The 17,338-nt window shown below is 61.7% G+C and carries 12 protein-coding genes and 2 pseudogenes; 4 read left to right on the top strand and 10 right to left on the bottom strand.

Annotation, left to right across the window (positions count from 1 at the left end):
• Positions 1–135: 135 nt before the first annotated feature.
• Entirely contained in the window at positions 136–789 is a 654-nt protein-coding gene (locus ACVIHF_RS12325; RefSeq protein ID WP_253609003.1) for a glutathione S-transferase, read from the bottom strand.
• Positions 790–896: 107 nt separating this feature from the next.
• Between ACVIHF_RS12325 and ACVIHF_RS12320 the strand changes: the two genes are divergently transcribed.
• The gene (locus ACVIHF_RS12320; RefSeq protein WP_253609004.1) at positions 897–1,460 is read left to right on the top strand and encodes a TetR/AcrR family transcriptional regulator; all 564 of its coding nucleotides are present in this window, start codon (positions 897–899) and stop codon (positions 1,458–1,460) included.
• A 137-nt stretch (positions 1,461–1,597) separates the two neighbouring features.
• On the opposite strand, the gene ACVIHF_RS12315 is transcribed toward ACVIHF_RS12320, so the two are convergent.
• The 3 genes from ACVIHF_RS12315 to ACVIHF_RS12305 all read right to left on the bottom strand — a co-directional run bounded on the left by ACVIHF_RS12315 (position 1,598) and on the right by ACVIHF_RS12305 (position 6,888).
• On the bottom strand, positions 1,598–2,500 hold the full coding sequence (locus tag ACVIHF_RS12315; RefSeq protein WP_456792151.1) for an HNH endonuclease: 903 nt from the start codon (positions 2,498–2,500) through the stop codon (positions 1,598–1,600).
• Positions 2,501–3,049: 549 nt separating this feature from the next.
• On the bottom strand, positions 3,050–6,256 hold the full coding sequence (locus ACVIHF_RS12310) for an alpha/beta fold hydrolase (RefSeq protein WP_456792150.1): 3,207 nt from the start codon (positions 6,254–6,256) through the stop codon (positions 3,050–3,052).
• 269 nt (positions 6,257–6,525) lie between these two features.
• On the bottom strand, positions 6,526–6,888 hold the full coding sequence (locus ACVIHF_RS12305) for a hypothetical protein (RefSeq protein WP_456780704.1): 363 nt from the start codon (positions 6,886–6,888) through the stop codon (positions 6,526–6,528).
• 614 nt (positions 6,889–7,502) lie between these two features.
• Here ACVIHF_RS12305 and ACVIHF_RS12300 point away from each other — a divergent pair.
• The gene (locus tag ACVIHF_RS12300; RefSeq protein ID WP_456792149.1) at positions 7,503–8,426 is read left to right on the top strand and encodes a glycosyltransferase family 2 protein; all 924 of its coding nucleotides are present in this window, start codon (positions 7,503–7,505) and stop codon (positions 8,424–8,426) included.
• A gap of 145 nt (positions 8,427–8,571) precedes the next feature.
• On the opposite strand, the gene ACVIHF_RS12295 is transcribed toward ACVIHF_RS12300, so the two are convergent.
• From ACVIHF_RS12295 to ACVIHF_RS12280, 4 genes and pseudogenes are all read right to left on the bottom strand, one after another.
• Positions 8,572–9,999, bottom strand: coding sequence for a hypothetical protein (locus ACVIHF_RS12295; protein ID WP_456792148.1), 1,428 nt, complete (start codon positions 9,997–9,999; stop codon positions 8,572–8,574).
• 615 nt (positions 10,000–10,614) lie between these two features.
• A complete protein-coding gene (locus ACVIHF_RS12290; RefSeq protein WP_456780706.1) occupies positions 10,615–11,268 on the bottom strand; it encodes a hypothetical protein in 654 nt (217 codons plus the stop codon).
• Between the two features lie 519 nt (positions 11,269–11,787).
• Positions 11,788–11,987: pseudogene (locus ACVIHF_RS12285) on the bottom strand (glucose dehydrogenase); the annotation flags it as partial.
• A gap of 11 nt (positions 11,988–11,998) precedes the next feature.
• Positions 11,999–13,474, bottom strand: coding sequence for an FAD-binding oxidoreductase (locus tag ACVIHF_RS12280; protein ID WP_456780707.1), 1,476 nt, complete (start codon positions 13,472–13,474; stop codon positions 11,999–12,001).
• Between the two features lie 103 nt (positions 13,475–13,577).
• Between ACVIHF_RS12280 and ACVIHF_RS12275 the strand changes: the two genes are divergently transcribed.
• The gene (locus tag ACVIHF_RS12275) at positions 13,578–14,528 is read left to right on the top strand and encodes an oxygenase MpaB family protein (RefSeq protein ID WP_456792147.1); all 951 of its coding nucleotides are present in this window, start codon (positions 13,578–13,580) and stop codon (positions 14,526–14,528) included.
• A gap of 135 nt (positions 14,529–14,663) precedes the next feature.
• A pseudogene (gene groEL, locus ACVIHF_RS12270) lies at positions 14,664–14,897 on the top strand (chaperonin GroEL); the annotation flags it as partial.
• 302 nt (positions 14,898–15,199) lie between these two features.
• Here groEL and ACVIHF_RS12265 read toward each other — a convergent pair.
• Together ACVIHF_RS12265 and ACVIHF_RS12260 are read right to left on the bottom strand one after the other, a co-directional pair.
• Positions 15,200–16,252: an aminotransferase class V-fold PLP-dependent enzyme gene (locus tag ACVIHF_RS12265; protein ID WP_456792146.1), complete on the bottom strand. Its 1,053-nt coding sequence runs from the start codon at positions 16,250–16,252 to the stop codon at positions 15,200–15,202.
• Complete coding sequence (locus ACVIHF_RS12260; protein WP_456780710.1) at positions 16,249–17,316, bottom strand: tryptophan 2,3-dioxygenase family protein; 1,068 nt, start codon at positions 17,314–17,316, stop codon at positions 16,249–16,251. Before ACVIHF_RS12260 ends, ACVIHF_RS12265 begins: the two co-directional genes overlap by 4 nt.
• Between the last annotated feature and the right edge of the window lie 22 nt (positions 17,317–17,338).

The raw sequence follows: 17,338 nt of genomic DNA, 5'->3' as shown, positions 1-17,338 counted from the left end.
TATGCGGGGCACCCGCGACGCGCGGATAGAAAATGCCCCGGATGTCGCTGCGCTCATCCGGGCTACGCTTGCCATCCTGACGATCCGCCCTCGCGTAAGACTCGCGAGGGCGGTGTTCGCAAACGACGATCTTAATCAAGATGCCTCGATCGGCTCGGACATCGTTATCCGGTTCTTCACGCTGGGACGCTCCTGCATCACTGCATACCATGCCAAAAGAGCCTCGCACTCCATCGGCACCGGCACCTTCACCAGCCCCGCGAAGATCAAGCCGCCTATGAGGGTGATATCGGCCATCGTGAATGCCTCGCCGGCGACGAACGGCTGTCGTTTCAGAATGCCGTCAAAGTAGTGCATCCCCCTGAGGGCCTTGTCGCACTGACGGAATCCCCATTCGGGATTCTGATAGATCTCGACATGAGGCCCGAGACCCGGCGTGGCGTGGTGGAAATAGACGCTGATGGCATCGAGCAGTTCCAGTTCGGCGCGCTTGCTCATCATGTGGATCACACCCTTTTCGCGCGGCGTCCTGCCGGTCAGCGTCGGCGCGCCATTGAGCGCGTCAAGGTACTCGGTAATGGCCGTGCACTCGCCAATGAACGCCCCGTCGTCGAGTTCGAGCACCGGCAGCGTGCCGGAGTAGTTCTTGGCGAGGAATTCGGGCTTCTTGTGCTCGCCCTTGTAGAGATCGACCAATACGAACTCCACTTGCGACCTCAGGTTCTTCTCGGCCAAAGCGATGCGAACGCGGGCCGGATATGGGCCAGTTGGCCAATCGTAAATCTTCATTATGACTCCTGTCTACCTGTCACTTGGTAGGGTAAAATTAGCCTTCAAATCAGGCCGGCCAACGCCTATCTGTCACTTGGTAGATAACGAAGCAGTGAGGCAACGAAGTGAGTTCGAGCTCTCGGGAGGCCATCCTGGCGGCAGCAAAGCGGACCGCGCAGGCACGCGGCTATGGCGGCTTGATTTTCCGCGATCTCGCGGAGGAAGTCGGGATCAAGGCCGCCAGCATCTATCACCATTTTCCGAGCAAGGCCGATCTCGGCGTGGCCGTCGCGCGGCGCTACTGGGAGGACACCGCCGCCCAACTCGAGTCGATGCTGGCAGAAACGGCCGATCCTGTCCGCTGCCTGCGTCGATATCCCGATGTGTTTCGCAAAGCGCTCGAGAGCAACAACCGCATGTGCCTCTGCAGCTTCATGTCGGCAGAAGTCGACGACCTGCCGGACGTGGTGAAGAAGGAGGTCCAGACCTTTGCCGACGTCAACGTGGCGTGGCTGAGCAAGTTGTTGGTGGCCGCGGGCCTGGTCAGTTCGAGAAAGAGCGAACAGCGGGCCCGCGCCATCTTCGCCGCCGTCGCCGGCGCGCAGCTCGTCGCCAGAAGCCGCTCCGATATTTCGCTCTACGACGCGATGATCGACAATTATCGCGCCGCGGGTCTTTTGCCGGCATAGACGGTACGAACGTCAGGTCGAGGTGAGTAGCCCGCACGAGCGCAGCGATATGCGGGACACCACGACACGCGGATAGGACGTGGCCCGGATATCGCTTCGCTCATCCGGGCTACGCTTGCCGATGCATTGCTACGGACTCATTGCTTAAAGCAATGCTCGCGGTGCCACCTTAGAAAATGCGGATGCGGACGGTCAGACATGCGCTGAGGCGCAAGCGCCTGACCGGACTTGTTGATTATCGATCGTATCCCTTCCGGATCATTTGTCTGTCGCGAGATTAATATCTCCAAATCATCGGCCAAGCTGATCAAGCCCCGATCAAACATCCAATGCGCCGTGCCTGAAAGCGCGATCCCATTGCTGATAACATCAGGCCCGCTCGCTTCCACCGGCCGAATGTGTGCGGCAGCAACCTCCGCCCGGCCTCTTCCGTTGATGAGTTTCAGTCCCGTGATGGCGCACCGTTCATCATAGGCGCGCAGAACGACACGTCGGAAGACGCGATCGCGCAAAATCCTCGACATGGTAATACTAACGCGATCGCGCTGCTGGTCATATGTGAAAGGCACCTGCTCCTCTGCAAGAGACCGCAGCGGTATTTCATCGTCGAGCCGAGGCAGTAAAGGAGCCTTTTCCTCAAGGCCGAGTCCAACGATTCTACTGAAATCTTCAGGAGAGATTGGCCGCACCGCCGATTGAGCGCGTCCCGAAATCCGCCCCTCATCGTTGAGAACGCCTCGCTCTATCGGTCGCCCAGTTGGTTCGCTGAAAGGAACCGGATTCGCAAAGTCGAGATAGCTTCCCGGCTCAATCAGCGCGAGGTACATCCCAGGCGCCCCGGGGTCCGGAATAACTTGTTGAACCTTTGTAATCGCAAAGTAGCCCCGTGTTTCCGCGACCTTGCGCGGTTCGTAGTAAATTATCCAATCACCAACGCAGGCTTCTACGCGACGCAAATACTGGCTGGGAAATTGATATTGTTCGGCTGGACTGTCCTCATAGATCGAGTCCAGCCGATGAATGAATACTCCCAGTCCCATAGCTTGATCGGCAAAGCCTTTCCGTCTTGGTCTTCGAAGCTATTCTCCGAGAGATGGTAACTTGGACGGCCGCATGACGTCCGTCACTACTCCCACTCAATCATTTAGAACGACACTACGGCGTTGATTTGCAAGCACAAACTCTCAAAGCTGGCGGACAAATCCCGACGGTATGCCCGCCCTAACTTCTTGATGCTGAATTCACAGGAAAATTCGTTCTGGTCGGAAGAATGGCGACTTCGGCAAGTATCGGAGTCAATCGGCTAAGTGGCCGCACGTGGCTAGCCGGGACGGCTACCGCTCGTAGTCGCGCTGCATAGCTTTCAGTACCGTCAACGATCAGGAAAGCGCGGGTTCAGTTTGTACGATCATCGCTCGCACCGCTCACTCGACTCCGACGCCGATATACATGTCCGCTTTGCGCCAGAAGCTGCCCTCCCCGCCAAGTCGCAGTTTGACCGAATTGAGACATTTGCTGCGCGTCGGTGACGTTTGTATTCGGGCGCCGCTCATGCTCTGCGCGGCCAGGCAGTTGTTTGAGACCTTGGTTCACGCCGCCGCCGATCCTCGAAACGTTCTTTCCGCGCGTCCTGTCCGAATGAAATTGCGAAGCACATCGCAAAACTCGTCCGTAGCCGAGAACATCGGGTTGTGTCCCCTGCCGTCGAAGAGATAGAGCTGCGCGCCGACAATGCGAGACGCGATGAATACGCTGGCATCGCATGTGACGAGCCGGTCTTCCCGGCCGTGGGTAACGAGGGTTGGGACGGCGATCGATTCGAGCAGCGGCGCGATGTCCATGCCTGGGTCCGGATCGTAGAAGCTAAGGATCGTCTCAATCGGCAACCTGCACATGCGCTCGGAGGCCATCCGCCGTAGCTCGTCGGTATCTGGCTCGCTGTAGACATACCGTGTTTGCAAGCGAACTAGTTCCTCAACGGCGCCCCGCGCATAGGCGTCCTGACGAAGCGCTGTGTAATCCGGGTTAAAAACCGGACGCCCGTTCGGCAGCGTTCCAATCATCGGCGTGCCCACCGTCACGATCTTTCCGACGAGTTCCGGGTGCCTATGAGTAAGCTGGATGAGCAGGTTTGAGCCGCGCGAGATGTCAACGCCGATGATTGGGGCGGCGGCGACCGCGTGGATGATCGCGCGGAGGTCCTCCATGTGTTGGAGGGTTGAGTAAGGACGCACGAGAGGGTCGGATCGTCCGGCACCCCGGCAGTCGACCGTGATGACACGGAATTCCTGGCAAAGCTGCTCGAGAATCGGCTCAAAGGTCGCAAGCCCGTATACGATCGGATTTATGAAAACGACGGTCGGCTCGCCGCTGCCGTGCTCGTAGAAGACGAGGCGTGCACCCTCCCGTACTGCGTACTTGGCACGATGAATGCACTTGCGCGCGCGGTCGCGGTCAGCGTCGGTCTCGCCAAGCGCCATGGCGCGCTCGTAGTAGGCGTTCGCTCCATCAAGGTCGTCGTCGACGCCGGCCAAGTCACCGAGCATCAGGAGGCACTCGTGCTCGATGCGCCGGGCGGGCGGCGCTGCATCCCCTCGAGGACGGGTCGTAAGCTGCAGGCACGTTTCAAGTTGGGATACAGCTTCTTTGACAGCATGCCGCGCCTTTGCCAGCCGACCGGCGGCCATCAGATAAATTGCCCCCTGGTCGGGCAGTGCGCCTTCAATAAAATGATGGGCGACGATCTCGGGCTGGCCCACCGCGATCTCTGGCCGCAACCGCTCGATCGCTTGTGCGACGCGCGCATGCAGCTGCTGACGGGACGATTTGAGCAAGGTGGCGTAGGCCGCGTCGCAGACAAGCGCGTGCTTGAAGCTGTACGCATGATGGGGCGGCGTCCCACGTCGTTGGATGAGTCCCGCCTGGCAGAGCTGACCAAGCGCCGCCGCCAGCTGCGCCTCGGGATATCCGGCGACCGCCCTGACGACGTCCTCATCGAACTCCCGACCGATGCAGGCGGCGATCTGTGCTACCTCGCGTGCCGGAGCCAGGCGGTCGAGACGCGCCATGAGCGAATCCTGCAGCGTCGCCGGAATGGCCGGCGGCGGAAGTGGTCCGGCGAGCTCGAGATCGCTGCCGCCAGCCGTTGTCTTCCAGATCGCCGATTCGATGACCGCTTTCGTCAATTCCTCGACGAACAGAGGCACACCCTCCGTACGGGAGAGAATGGCTTCGATCACGATTGGCGGAAGCGACCGTTCACCCGCCGCCATCTGGATGAGCGTTCGGGATGCTGGCCGCCCGAGGCGGTTGAGACTGAGTAATGTGACGTGCGGAAAATTCGTCCAAGGCGTCGGCACGTCAGGCCGCAAGGTTGTGACGAGAAGGATTGGCAGAACCCGGATCCTGTCCACCATTCGCTCGAACAGCTCCGCCGACGTGGGATCTAGCCAATGCGCGTCCTCGAGGACGACAAGCATCGGCCGCTGCCGCGAAAGCCCCTCCATCTGTGCCAAGAGTATGCCAAAGAGCCGCGCCTTCTTCTCTTGCGGCGTCCCTCCTGGCGCCGCGTAGGGTCCATTGAGCGGCAGCCCCATCAGCTCGGCGAGCAACAGCGCCGCGTCCTCCCCGAACTCTCCGGCCGTGCCGAGAAGCCGCTCCAGCTTTTCGAGCTTCAATGAGGGTGCATCCTCACGGAGATACCCGGCCGCCCGCTGGAGCTGGGTGACTACAGGCCAGAGCGCGCTGTTCGCATGATGGGGCGAACAGTAATACCCGATCCGGAACCGAGGTTCGTTTCGGACACGCTCACGGAGTGCAAGGACAATCCGAGACTTGCCGATGCCGGCCTCGCCGGATAGCAGCACGACCTGACCCTCGCCGCTTTTGGCCATCTCCCAGCGATCGAGGAGGAGAGCGAGTTCGTGTTCGCGTCCGATCAGCGGGCCAACATCGGCGCGTCGCAAGGCCTCGAACCGACCCTCGGCTGCCGCTTCGCCCAGAACGCGGAACGCCGGTAGCGGGGCTTCGATCCCTCGGATCGGTTGGGGGCCCAGATCGGTGAGTGTGAACCAGCTGCCAAGGAGACGCCGTGTGCTTTCGGAGATCACCACAGCACCGGGTTCTGCGAGCTGCTCCAAACGCGCTGCGAGGTTGGGCGTGGCCCCGACAACTCCCTCTTCCTGGGCCGCCCCTTCCCCAATGAGGTCGCCAACGACGACCGGCCCGGTTGCGATCCCGACACGCGTGGAAAGAGCGACACCCGCTCGTTTGTCTAGCCTCTCTACGGCTTCCACGATTGCAAGCCCGGCGCGCACGGCGCGTTCGGCCTCGTCCTCATGTGCCTGCGGCCAGCCGAAATAGACGAGCACGCCGTCGCCCATAAGCTTGGCGATGTATCCCTCGAAGCGCGCCACCGCCGCTGCAACCGCTTGGTGGTAGGCCGCAAGGATCTCTCTCATGTCCTCGGGGTCCAGACGCACCGAGAGGGCAGTCGACCCGACAAGGTCGGCGAACATCACTGTCAGATGACGGCGCTCGGCGCGCTCCATTTTCCTCGAGGAACTGACTTCGGGCACCGGCAGCCCGCGATCGTCCTCCACCTCTCCGTCACGCGGCTGGGATAAGGCGGCGATCGCCGAGAGGAGCCTCTTGCGATGTCCCAATGACGTGACGCCGAGCTCACGCAAATCCTCTGCCGTCAAGCTGAGCAGCGTCTCCGTGTCCACGTCGTTGTCACGAAATGCGCTTTCGTACTGGTCTAACCCGAGGCGTCGCAGCCAATCCGCTATGTCCATATCGACCTCCCAGAGCAAGAGCGTCGATCCTTAGTCGGAGGAGTCTAGCGCCGCCTACGACCGTACACAATCGTGGTTCCCCACTTGCCGGCAAGGAACCGCCGTGGCGCCGCCCGGAGTGCCAGCGCAATCCCAGTCATCGTCCTGCCCAACCTATTGTGACCCCACCGGAGAGCCGCGCGCAATGTCAGCCTTTTGCCCTTTCAGAGACGTGCGGGTCCGGCAGAATGACCGCTTTGCACCAAGAGCTGCCTTCCTTGAACTGAGGGTTAGCGCCTGCACGGCGCCTTGAACTGCTCGCGCAGCAACGACACGGTCGTGAGATCCACCGCGCGTTTGCCGGCATTGTCCTTCAGCGAAGGATCAGCTCCGCGTTCAGTAGCCAGGCTGGTGCAATTGTCGTCTGCCGCCGAAAAAAGAGCGAGCGACACCTCGATGGCGCTCATCTGTGCTTTTTCAACGCGAAACCGATTGCCAAGCTCCTGACATCGTTCGGAGTCGGTAGCTCGAGCAACCATCGCGGTGCTCAGTATGGCGATTGCACCCGAGCATAGAAACAGAACATGTAGGTACAGGATGGAGTCCTCCTTGCGCAGCCTTTTTTCTGCAGGATGACGGAGCGGCATGGGCATGCCATGGTGTCCGGCCTGTCCAAGCCGCTCGTCCAACCTCAGAATCAGAACCGTATCACGAGCGAACCAGCTCCCGTTGATGGCCCTTCGCGGGCATGCGACGCGCGCTGAATGCCTGCCTTTGCGAGAAGCTGCCCTACCCGCGAAGTCGCGTTTTGACCACGGCGGGCAGCGGCGGCCAATCCTGCCGTGATGCAAAACGCTGCGCTCAATTCAGCGACGTGGTAGGGTGTAACGGGCGGCTGCGTCCCGAGGACCCATGGCGCTGTTAGTCGATCCGAGCAATCCCGCCGTTGCCGAGACCACAGCGAACCGGATGCTGGTGGGGATCCGCACGTGGGGGCTGGAGTTGCATTTGCTGAATGCCTCTAGGGCTTCGCGCCAGTTCCCGTCGCTAACACCGCCCGCCCGAGCATATCCAGCGGCCAAGGTGCACTCAGGACTGGATCAGACTTGCGGGCGGCAAGGTCAGGCTGAAGAAAATTGAGCTGAATGGCACGCACGCGACGAAGCAGCGTTCAACCCGAGCTGTATAGGAGAGTGCCTGCACTGGCCCGCGGAAGCTTCGGTTTACTGTCGGTTTGAGCACATACTGCAGGCTCTATGGTCCGGCTATGAAGCAACAAAGTGTGGCGGTAATCCTCCCTTGTCGCAATGAAGAGGCGGCCGTCGGCGCCTCGGTAACAGCATTTCGTGCGGCTTTGCCCGACGCTGCCATTTATGTCTTCGATAACAATTCGACTGACAATACCGTGAATGTGGCTCGTGCTGCTGGCGCGATAGTTCGAACCGAACTGACGCCAGGAAAGGGCAACGTCGTCCGCCGGAGTTTTGCGGACATTGATGCCGATGTCTATGTGATGGCCGACGGCGACGCGACCTATGACGCAGCGGCTGCACCGACGATGATACAGGAGTTGATCGAATGCCAGCTGGACATGGTGGTAGGTGTGCGAAGTGCGGCCGCTGACGCCGCCTTTAGGCCAGGTCATCGCCTCGGCAATGCGATCCTCACTGGAATGTTGTCGTATATCTTCGGTCGCTCGTTCAGCGATGTCCTGTCAGGTTATCGCGTATTCTCGCGCCGGTTCGTAAAAAGCTTCCCCGCTCTCTCGGAAGGTTTTGAGGTAGAGACGGAGATCAGCGTCCATGCTCTGGCGTTGCACATGCCAGTGGCCGAGATCGGGACTGCTTACAAAGTCCGGCCGGAAGGTTCGACGTCCAAGCTCTCCCCATTCCGCGACGGCTGGCGCATCCTGTTGACCGTCCTAACGCTGTTTCGAATTGAAAGACCGATGCTTTTTTTCGGCATAATTGGCACGTTACTCGGGTTCGTTTCGATCGTGATCGCGGTACCTCTTGCCGTCACGTATGCTGAGACCGGCTTAGTGCCGCGTTTGCCCACCGCGGTTCTTTCGACAGGACTTATGATACTCGCCTTCCTTAGCTTCTTCAGTGGAATAATCCTCGACACTGTCGTGCGTGGCCGCCGCGAGTTGCGGCGGCTTGCTTATTTGGCCCTGCGGCCTCCGGAATAAAAGATGTCACTCATTCGTCTTGAGCTTGCTCCGTAAGGACGGCTTTCTTCTAAAGACAGCTCCCAGGTTCAGGAGGCTGCCAACATTGCGGCGCTAGAGCGATGCGCTCGCATTTTCTGCGCACGAGAGCTCGCGAATGATGCGATTAGCCCCTCCGCAGGCATGCGAAAATTTCGGCTAGTTCGACGGCAAAAAGGGACAGCATGAGGCCGACCATCGGCACTGCGGGAATTAGGTATCGCCAGACGTCGAGGGTGTGGGCGCCGGCGGCGGTCCCGATCGAGGCCGCCCACATCACGATGACGATACCTCCGCGCGCTGAGAACTCGGGGCGCCAACGCCACACGGCGGTCACCGTCCAATATATTACGGCGATGACGAACGCGATGGACAAGGCCCTGCACAGATAGGCGGAGATGACTGGGAGATCGGACAGCAGGCCGATCCGAACTGGTCCGCCTTGCAGATCGATCGGCTGAGCCGCCCGGCCGTGCCGCGTCATGATGTCGGACACGTGCGGCACATCGTCGGTCGACACCGGTACGGCGGGGTCGAGTCCGTAAGCCGGCCATGCGACCGTGGCCCCATAGGCCATCTGACGGACGACCTTGCCCGCGTAGGCCAGCGGCCGGTCGCGCACGGCGGCCAGGAAGATGCGCCGATAGGCTCTCGCCGCGCCGACGGCATTCCCGGAATCGCTGGCTACGTCTCGATCCAGTGCGGTGTCGAAGAGGCACGCATCGCCGAAGAACCCGAGTGCCGGCCACCGACCCGGCTCCGCCGCGAAGTCGGCGGCAAGCCGCGCCATCGTGGCGTCGGCGCGGTCTCCGGCCGCCGACGCGATCTCGCGTCGCGCTGCATCGCTTGCGAGCACGATGTTCAGGTGATTGCAGAACAATGTCTTGGGGACGAACACGACGGAGGCTTGGTCGGAGTTGGAAGCCCCGAACCGGGAACCGGTGGCGAGGAGCCCCAGCGCTGCCGCGACGGACACGGCGATCACGGCGAGGCGCGCAGACGTGTCTGGGCGGGCGAGGCTTGCGCCCACCAGGACGGCGACGATCGGGACCAGGACTCCTTGCGATCTCAAGCACGCCGCGAGCGCCGCGCACAGGATAGCGGCAGCGACCGCGTAGCACCGCGCCGTTTTGTTGACGCAGGTGGCAACGAGCAATCCGGCCATTGCGAGATTGAGGAAGACCGCGAAGAGAAGCTCCGAGGTGACGACATTCCTGAACAGCAGCAGGCCCGGATACGTCGCCACGAGGATGATCGGCACAAGCCCACCGGCGTTGCGCGTCGTCGCCTGCGCGGTTGCTGCAAGCGCCAGGATCAGTATGGTCCACGCCGCCTGCTGCAGGCGCACCACCGTCCCGAGGTCGCCTCCGAACGCGAACGTCACGGCCAGCAACGCCGGGTAGCCTGGATCACGCCCACCCGCCACGGTCGGCTGTCCGGCCTCGAGCGTACGAAATGCAGATTCCACGAAGGATGGCGTGTCGCCCCAGATGACCGGGACTGCGGGCCTGAACGACGCGACGATCACCACCAGCAGCGCGGCCCACGCCAGCACGGTCCATGACCATGGGGACCCGACGCCGCCCAGGGAGGCCGCTCCGCCCGTTGTACGCGTCGGAGCTTCGCGCTCTGACCGCACCATCGCCTCCCACACGAGATAAAGCTCGAATTCTAACCCAGTCTCTAGCCAGACCAAAACGCTCTGCAAGACGATCGGCGAGCACGGCGTGCTCTCGGCGCCTTCGCTTTCCCGTCAGTGCGCGCGTCTGCGAGACATGATGGCCGACGCCTGCATGAAGGTGGCATCTGGGATCGAGGCCTTGGTCCAGGCTGGAGCGCCACTAGTTGAGATCGGTGATCCGTCAACTTGGACGGTCGCCGATCTCCTGTCGACGGTTGGCAGGCAGACCTTCACGTTCCTGCCAACGTTCGCTTTGCGCCAAAATTCGACCTCGCGTAAAGGGCAGCTCTTGGCGCAAACCAGACACATCTACGCTTGGGCCACGCACGCAGGCATCATCGACAATCGTCGAAGCCCCCACGAATAGTTGCTGGCGGGGCCGAGGCGGCGGATGACCTGCGTCAGGTCGGCCTCAATCGCGGTGTGAGCACCCGAACGCGCCGCCTGGCCCGTGGGCCAATTTACGAACGCAACCGGAGCGGCGACCTGCTACTTGCAGCCGCGGCAAATCGTGAGCTTGCCCTTTAGTTTGTCATCTTCCGTGGGATCGACCGATTGCTGCCCAGAGACACGATCCGCTTCTTGACCGCGCTTGGATTGCTTTGCCGGGCGCGACCTGACGGGTCGCGTCGTCCGGCTTGACGCGTCATTGTCGTCGACGATGCCGACGCTAAAGCCATCGTAATCGGTGGCCGGCTTGGCCAACGGCGGCAGCCTGTCGATCACCGGTGCTGGCGAAACATCGTCGGACGCCGACGGCGTGTCCTTGACAGTGGCAGATGGTGGGGCGCCCGCGCCGGATGCCGGTGGCGGCACATCTTTGGCGGCTCGGGGTGGAACCGAACCCTTGGCGGTCTCCGCCGGCGGCGGAACGTCATCCATCGCCGGTGACGACCCAACATTGCTCTTTGCTGATGACGTGGGACGTTTGCCAGCCGCCCGCGGTGGCGACACGCTCGGTGCCGCCATCGGCGGCCAAACGCTGTTGGTGGGGGCGGCGGCCGGAGGTGCCGCCCCCTGTTCACTCAACGGCGGCGGGGCAAGCGAAAGCGGCTGGGCCAGCGACGTCTGACATCTCGCGCTGTCGTGGAACAAAACACCAGCGGCCAACAAGCCAAGGGCAAACAGCGCAGCGTTTTTCATTGGCGTTCCGCAAATCGCTTTGACTGAAAGGAATGGATCCCGTGACTTCCCTGGCCACGCTTCGGCAAAAATATCCATGCCTGACATGGCGGTCAAAATTGACGGAAATGGGGAGTCATCGGCGGAAACAAGCGCACTTCGGTCCGCTTGTGGTCTTTCGGCAACCCTCGTTATCAGCCCCTTGGGGTCCCTCGGAAGTCCATGCGGGCCGATCGGATGTCCCTGTGGTCTCGCAGTCGTGACGATCAGCGCTTCCGGTGCGCAGCGCGCCGTATCTCCGGCGCAGACATCGTCAAACCTTCGTATAGCTCCTTTCATCCATTTTCATGGCCTGGGCTTACGCTCGTACAATTGAGCGACCGCGGGGGATTCTTATGCTTGCGGCGATCGTGGCCCGCAACTGCGAGGGTGCGCCTCCTCCCCGCGCCTTTCGAATGCGGATGCCCCTAAAGCGTGATGAGATTGGGATCAATCATCATCGCGCTTTAGCCTTTTGCTTGAGCATGATTTCCGCGAAAACTAGAGGTCGAAACTCGTGGGCAGCGTGACGACGTCGCGATGGTCATGCCGCGTGGCCGCGTCAGCATGAACATCACCACATCAGCCATCTCGCTGGCCCCGGGGACACTTCCGGAATCCTTGGCCTCCTTCAGCTTCTCGGGCTGCCAGTCCGCGAGCAGCGCGCTGATGGCGGGTCCGGGCGAGATCGACGTGCATCGACGGCACACGCCTAAGGATCGATCAGGACGCCCGGGTTGAGCACGCCGCGGGGATCCAGTTCGCGCTTGGCGGCCCGCAACGCGGCAGCAAAAAGCGGTGGCCGCTGCCGGTCGTACCAGGGTCGGTGATCGCGGCCAACTGCATGGTGATGCGTGATGGTGCCGCCTGCCGCGATCAGCGCGTCGCTCGCCGCGTCCTTGATGGCCTGCCACTGCGCGAGCAGCGCACCGTGCCGACCGCGCGCGTGGAAAGAGAAGTAGGGCGCGGGCCCGTCCGGGTAGACGTGGGTGAAGCGACAGGTGACTTCACCCTTGATCCCGGTCGCTTGCAGAATCGCGCGTTCGGTCTCCGCCTTGACCTGATCGTGAAAGCCTTCGAACCGATCCCAGGTGATGGCGGTCTCGAACGTATCGTTGATGATAGCAGCGGGCGTCAAGAATTCGCGCGCATAGGGCATGCGAATGAACGCGTTGCGCCAGATGCCCGCCGCGCCTTCGAGATGCGTGTCGCCGGCCTCTGCGGGCTCCGGTGTCCCGCAGTGGTCGGCGCAGCATTCGAGCGCACGCTTGAACCAGGCGTCCAGGGGATGATCGCCCGATTCGAATGCCAGCACCATGATGGCGGAGCTGCCGTCGGCCGCACCGGTGTTGAACGCCTCCTGCGGGTCGAGGATGCGGCAATTGGAGGGATAGAGGCCGGCTTGCGCGACCGCACGCACCGCGCGCGCGGCATCGAAGAAAGTGGGAAAGCGAACCGATGCGCCGGTGCGGAATTTTGGACGCGGCTGCAATCGCATCCATGCGCGCGAGATCACGCCCAAAATTCCTTCCGAGCCGATGAACATGCGGTCGGGGCTCGGCCCCGCACCCGAACCGGGAAGCCGGCGCGTCTCCACGACGCCAACCGGCGTCACGACACGCAGGCTTTCGACGAAATCGTCGATATGGGTGTAGAGACTGGCGAAGTGGCCGCCCGATCGCGTCGCGATCCAGCCGCCCAGGGTCGAATATTCAAAACTCTGCGGAAAATGCCGCGACGTGACGCCGTGCGGCTTGAGCTGGTTTTCCAGCGATGGACCATAGGTGCCGGCGTCGATCAATGCGGCGCGCGAGACCGGGTCGACTTCGACGACCCTGGAGAGATTGCGCAGGTCGAGCGTGACGGCCGCCTTGTGCCTGATACCATCGGCCTGCGGCTCGACGCCACCGCACACGCTCGATCCGCCTCCGAACGGCGTCAGCGAAGCGCCGACGGACCCCGCCCAGTCCATGACAGCCGATATCTCCGACTCGTTGCGTGGATAGGCCACGACATCAGGCGCGCAATCGTAATCGCCGAGCATGGCCCTGACGTAATCCGGATAGGACTTGCCGTAAGTGTGCGCGGCGCGGTCGTAGCGTTCGGTCGTGCAGAACGGCGCAAGCGAAGCTGGCGGCACCACGCGCGGCTGCACCCGCTCAGTCTTACCCGCATGGGGTACGACCAAATGCCAGGCCGCCATATTCCGCGCGGGTGGAGATCATGCGACAATTTCGAGAGAGCTTTTGCTTGCTGAAAGACCGGTGGAGTCTGCTTCGGAAGGTGCGCATTTGGTCTCCGAAAGTGACCTCGAGCTTGCTCTTGATTTCGTCCGGGCTCGGGCCGCCGGACCGGTCGAGGGCATTTTTGGGCCAGGCTCGATAACCTGGCGGATCGACCGGGAAGCCATCACTTTTTTGGGTGCCGGTCGCGCCTTGCTGCTTCAGCTGGCGCATCCCTGGGTCGCCGCCGCCGTGGTCGAGCACTCGCGGACCTTCGCCGATCCGATCGGTCGCTTCCATCGAACCTTTGACGTTGTGTTTACGATGGTGTTCGGCTCGCTCGATGCGGCGCTTACCGCTGCCCGGCACCTAGACCACCGCCATACCATGATCGTCGGCCGCCTGCCCGAAGCAATCGGTCCGTTCGAGAGCGGCTCGCCCTACCGCGCCAACGAGGTCGCAGCGTTGCGCTGGGTTCACGCGACCCTCGTCGACACCGCCCTGGCCGTCCACGACCTGATCCTGCCTCCGCTCTCGGTCGAAGAGCGCGAGCGCTATTGGGCCGAAAGCCGGTTGTTTGGGGCACTGTTCGGGCTAACGTCGAGCGACTTGCCGGCGGATTGGGATTCATTCGCGGCCTACACCGCGGCGATGATGCAATCGGATACATTGTCCGTCAGCACCGCCGCGCGCGCGGTGGCCCGACAGATCTTCGCCGGTGGACGACCATGGTTGCGGCCGCCGCGCTGGTATCAAACCCTGAGTGCCGAGCTGCTGCCGGACCGGCTGCGCACCGGCTTCGGATTTGCATTTGACGAACGCGACAGGAAGGTCGCAGAGCATGCCGTTGCGCGGATACGACGCATCTATCCCAAAATACCGACCCAGCTTCGCTACGTCGGCCCCTACCAGGAAGCTCAAGCGCGACTGCAGGGAGCGCCGCAGCTGGGCTGGACAACCCGATGCCTGAACAGGGCCTGGATAGGACGACCCCAGTTGGATGACCGCTGGAACAGGTGAAGCTATCCCGGACAGCCGCGGCCGTTCGGATGCGGCCGACTGCCGCCTGCCGCGATCCCAATCTCATCAGATCGAGAACAGACTCCTCGTCGGCGAGCCCCAATAGAGCTGGCGATCGCCCCGACGCTCGTAGCCGTGGTCGCAAGATTGCTCGAGAACGAGAACTACAATTGGGGCTTCAATGCCGCGACTGGCGAATATCAGGATCTGGTCAAGGCCGGCGTGATCGATCCCGCAAAGGTCGTCCGCACCGCGCTGCAGGATGGCGCCTGGATTGCTTCGCTTCTGGTCACGACCGAAGCCCTCGTCGCCGAAAAGCCAAAGAGGTCAGAAGCACAAGCGCCAGCCACGCCGCCGATGGATTTCTGATGAGCGCGCCCGGTCGCCCCGGCACCGGGCGTTCCATCATTGATGGTCGGCATATCGACGAGTAGGCCTGCTCCCGACGAAGCCGTTCAAACCCTCGCGGACGCGGGTGCTTCTGGCTGCAAGAACGCGCAGAACCGCAGACTGCGCACCATTGAGCGCCGGACGGGCCTTAGCTGCCAATCACACGTCGGATTCTCGCCAGCGCCTGATCGAGGTCCGCTGCATTCGTGCAAATCCCGAAACCGAAGCGAAGGCGGTCGCCGCGGTGATCGCAGTGCACGTGGACTTCGGCAAGTTTTGCCTCAATCTCGCCTGCACGCCGCGTCCGGAAGGTCAGAAAATTGCCGTGCTGGGCCCTTAGCGCCCCATGGCGTAATCAAATCTGCAAACCGCAGTCCCTCAATGTGCTGAAGCGCGAGCCCCTCGATGAATAACGTCATCAATGCCTGCGCGTGACGGTGGATTTGCTCAGCGGTCAAGCTCTCACGGGCAAGCCAATCGAATACGGCGACAAGCCGGTAGAGACCCGAGGGATCGAAGGTCGCACCCAGGAAACGGCCGGCATCCCGAGGATACCCGACTGATTTCCCCGGAGGCGCTGCAAGCGAGCCAAAATCGGCGAACCAGCCTGTGTCCCGGGGTCTTGGGCCGTAGCCAGGCGGGCAATGCAGGAAGCAGCATCCCTCCCCTGCCATCGCATATTTGTAACCACCTGCGAGATAAAAGGCGCGGCCCGCGATCTCAGACAGATCGGTTGGACGGGCCATAAAGCCGTGATAGCCGTCGATTACGATGAAAGTATCGCGCGAAGGTACCGCCTCGACCAGGGTCTTGAGATTTCCCGACGTTGCTGACGAGGTGAAAAACACTTGGCTTACAAAGACAAGGTCATGTTCGCCGGTCCCGCATGCCGCATGAAAGCGTTCAGCGAAGGTCTCGAATGGCTCGGCGGATATGCGCGTGACGGCAACCAATCCATCCTCCTCCAGGCGGTCGAGCTGACGCCGTGCGGTATGGAACTCGGCGTCGCTCGTCAGGATACGAATGGGCCGATCCGACGAAAAGCAGGACAACAACCTGCGCAGGAGTTCGTGCGTGTTGGGCGCGACGGCGATGCTCGATGGGTCGGGTAGTTGGAGGTGCTTGGCGATCCCGGCCTGGACCCGCGGGATCAGCTCACCGAACACCAAGCCCCATTTTTCGCCGGCGAGCCGCGCCGCATCGTGCCAGCACTGCTCTTGCGCGGCGAGTGTCACGTCGGGCCAGTCGTGGTGGCTGTGCGCCGCGAGGTTGATCCGCTCAGGCGCCGCGGCGCGAAACTTCGCAAAATGAGCGGTAAGATCGAGCATGGTCATGACGCGTACACGAACCTCATCTGCTCCTGGATCGGGGCCGGGAGTTCAGGCACGGCTGAACGCGGAATGAGGAAAGTGGACAGTCGGAACAGGTCAGAGAAAATGCGATGTCGCTCGGCCGTCATCCGAAGATAGGCGTGACCCGAGGAGCCACCGGTACCTATCTTCAAACCGATCATGCGCTCCACCATGAGTGCATGCCGATATCGCCATAGAGTCAGGGTTTCGTCGATGTCCATGAGCACACTCAAAAGACGGAATGCCGGTTGCACGGCAGGCTTATCACGATAGAGAGTGATGAAAAGAGCAGCCTGAACTGATTGCGGCAACAGCCGCCAACTACCTCCCTCATCTGTTTCCGAGAAAATTTCCGAGAACGACGCAATCGCTCGCTCTATATTCTTCAGTTCGCGATCGCGCTTTTCCGGCGGGATCGCAGCATCCGCGCGCACCAGCTCAGCATCGCGAGCTAGATGTTTTTCCACCGCAGCGCGATAGGCCTCGCGGAATGTCTCCCCTCCCCAGTCGAGAAATGGCGTTCGCGCAAGCCAACGATTGAGCAACTCAAATAACGATGGCCGAACGCCGACGGCTCGAAGAGCGTCCCGATCCGATTGGGAAAGACGCTCGTCGATCGCCTTTTCATCAAATGGAATGCGCGTTTCACGCGGCAAGCCAAGCCGCGTCTCGATTAGCCGGAACTGCAGCGACTGAAAACCAGAAGCCGGCATCAACAGGTCGCGAAAATCCAGGAAGTCAAATGGCGTCATGGTTTCCAGCACGTCAAGCTGGGCCACGACAAGCTTGAGGATTTCATGGACACGATTGAGCCCATGTACGATACGGGCCATGGCATCATCAGTGACTGGGATCGCGCCAAAGTCTGCCTCAACCCGATCGAGCTCATGCAGAATCTGCTTGAACCACAGCTCGTAGGCCTGGTGGACGATGATGAATAGCATCTCGTCATGAGCGTTGATGCCGATTCTGGCACTTTCCGGCTCTTGCGATGTCAAGAGGCGGTCGAGCCGCAGGTAATCGCCATAGTAGACCGGTACGCGCATCGCTGATCTCCATCGAAATGAC

This window comes from Bradyrhizobium sp. USDA 4506 (assembly GCF_054058795.1).
Note: the sequence above shows the minus strand (reverse complement) of the source record. Positions and strands in the feature narration are given on the sequence as shown.

What these genes read in the sequence shown, in the direction of transcription:
- ACVIHF_RS12325 (WP_253609003.1), bottom strand. Translation starts at nt 789, where the DNA reads ATGAAGATTTACGATTGGCCAACTGGCCCATATCCGGCCCGCGTTCGC.
- ACVIHF_RS12315 (WP_456792151.1), bottom strand. Translation starts at nt 2,500, where the DNA reads ATGGGACTGGGAGTATTCATTCATCGGCTGGACTCGATCTATGAGGAC.
- ACVIHF_RS12310 (WP_456792150.1), bottom strand. Translation starts at nt 6,256, where the DNA reads ATGGACATAGCGGATTGGCTGCGACGCCTCGGGTTAGACCAGTACGAA.
- ACVIHF_RS12305 (WP_456780704.1), bottom strand. Translation starts at nt 6,888, where the DNA reads ATGCCCATGCCGCTCCGTCATCCTGCAGAAAAAAGGCTGCGCAAGGAG.
- ACVIHF_RS12300 (WP_456792149.1), top strand. Translation starts at nt 7,503, where the DNA reads ATGAAGCAACAAAGTGTGGCGGTAATCCTCCCTTGTCGCAATGAAGAG.
- ACVIHF_RS12290 (WP_456780706.1), bottom strand. Translation starts at nt 11,268, where the DNA reads ATGAAAAACGCTGCGCTGTTTGCCCTTGGCTTGTTGGCCGCTGGTGTT.
- ACVIHF_RS12265 (WP_456792146.1), bottom strand. Translation starts at nt 16,252, where the DNA reads ATGACCATGCTCGATCTTACCGCTCATTTTGCGAAGTTTCGCGCCGCG.
- ACVIHF_RS12260 (WP_456780710.1), bottom strand. Translation starts at nt 17,316, where the DNA reads ATGCGCGTACCGGTCTACTATGGCGATTACCTGCGGCTCGACCGCCTC.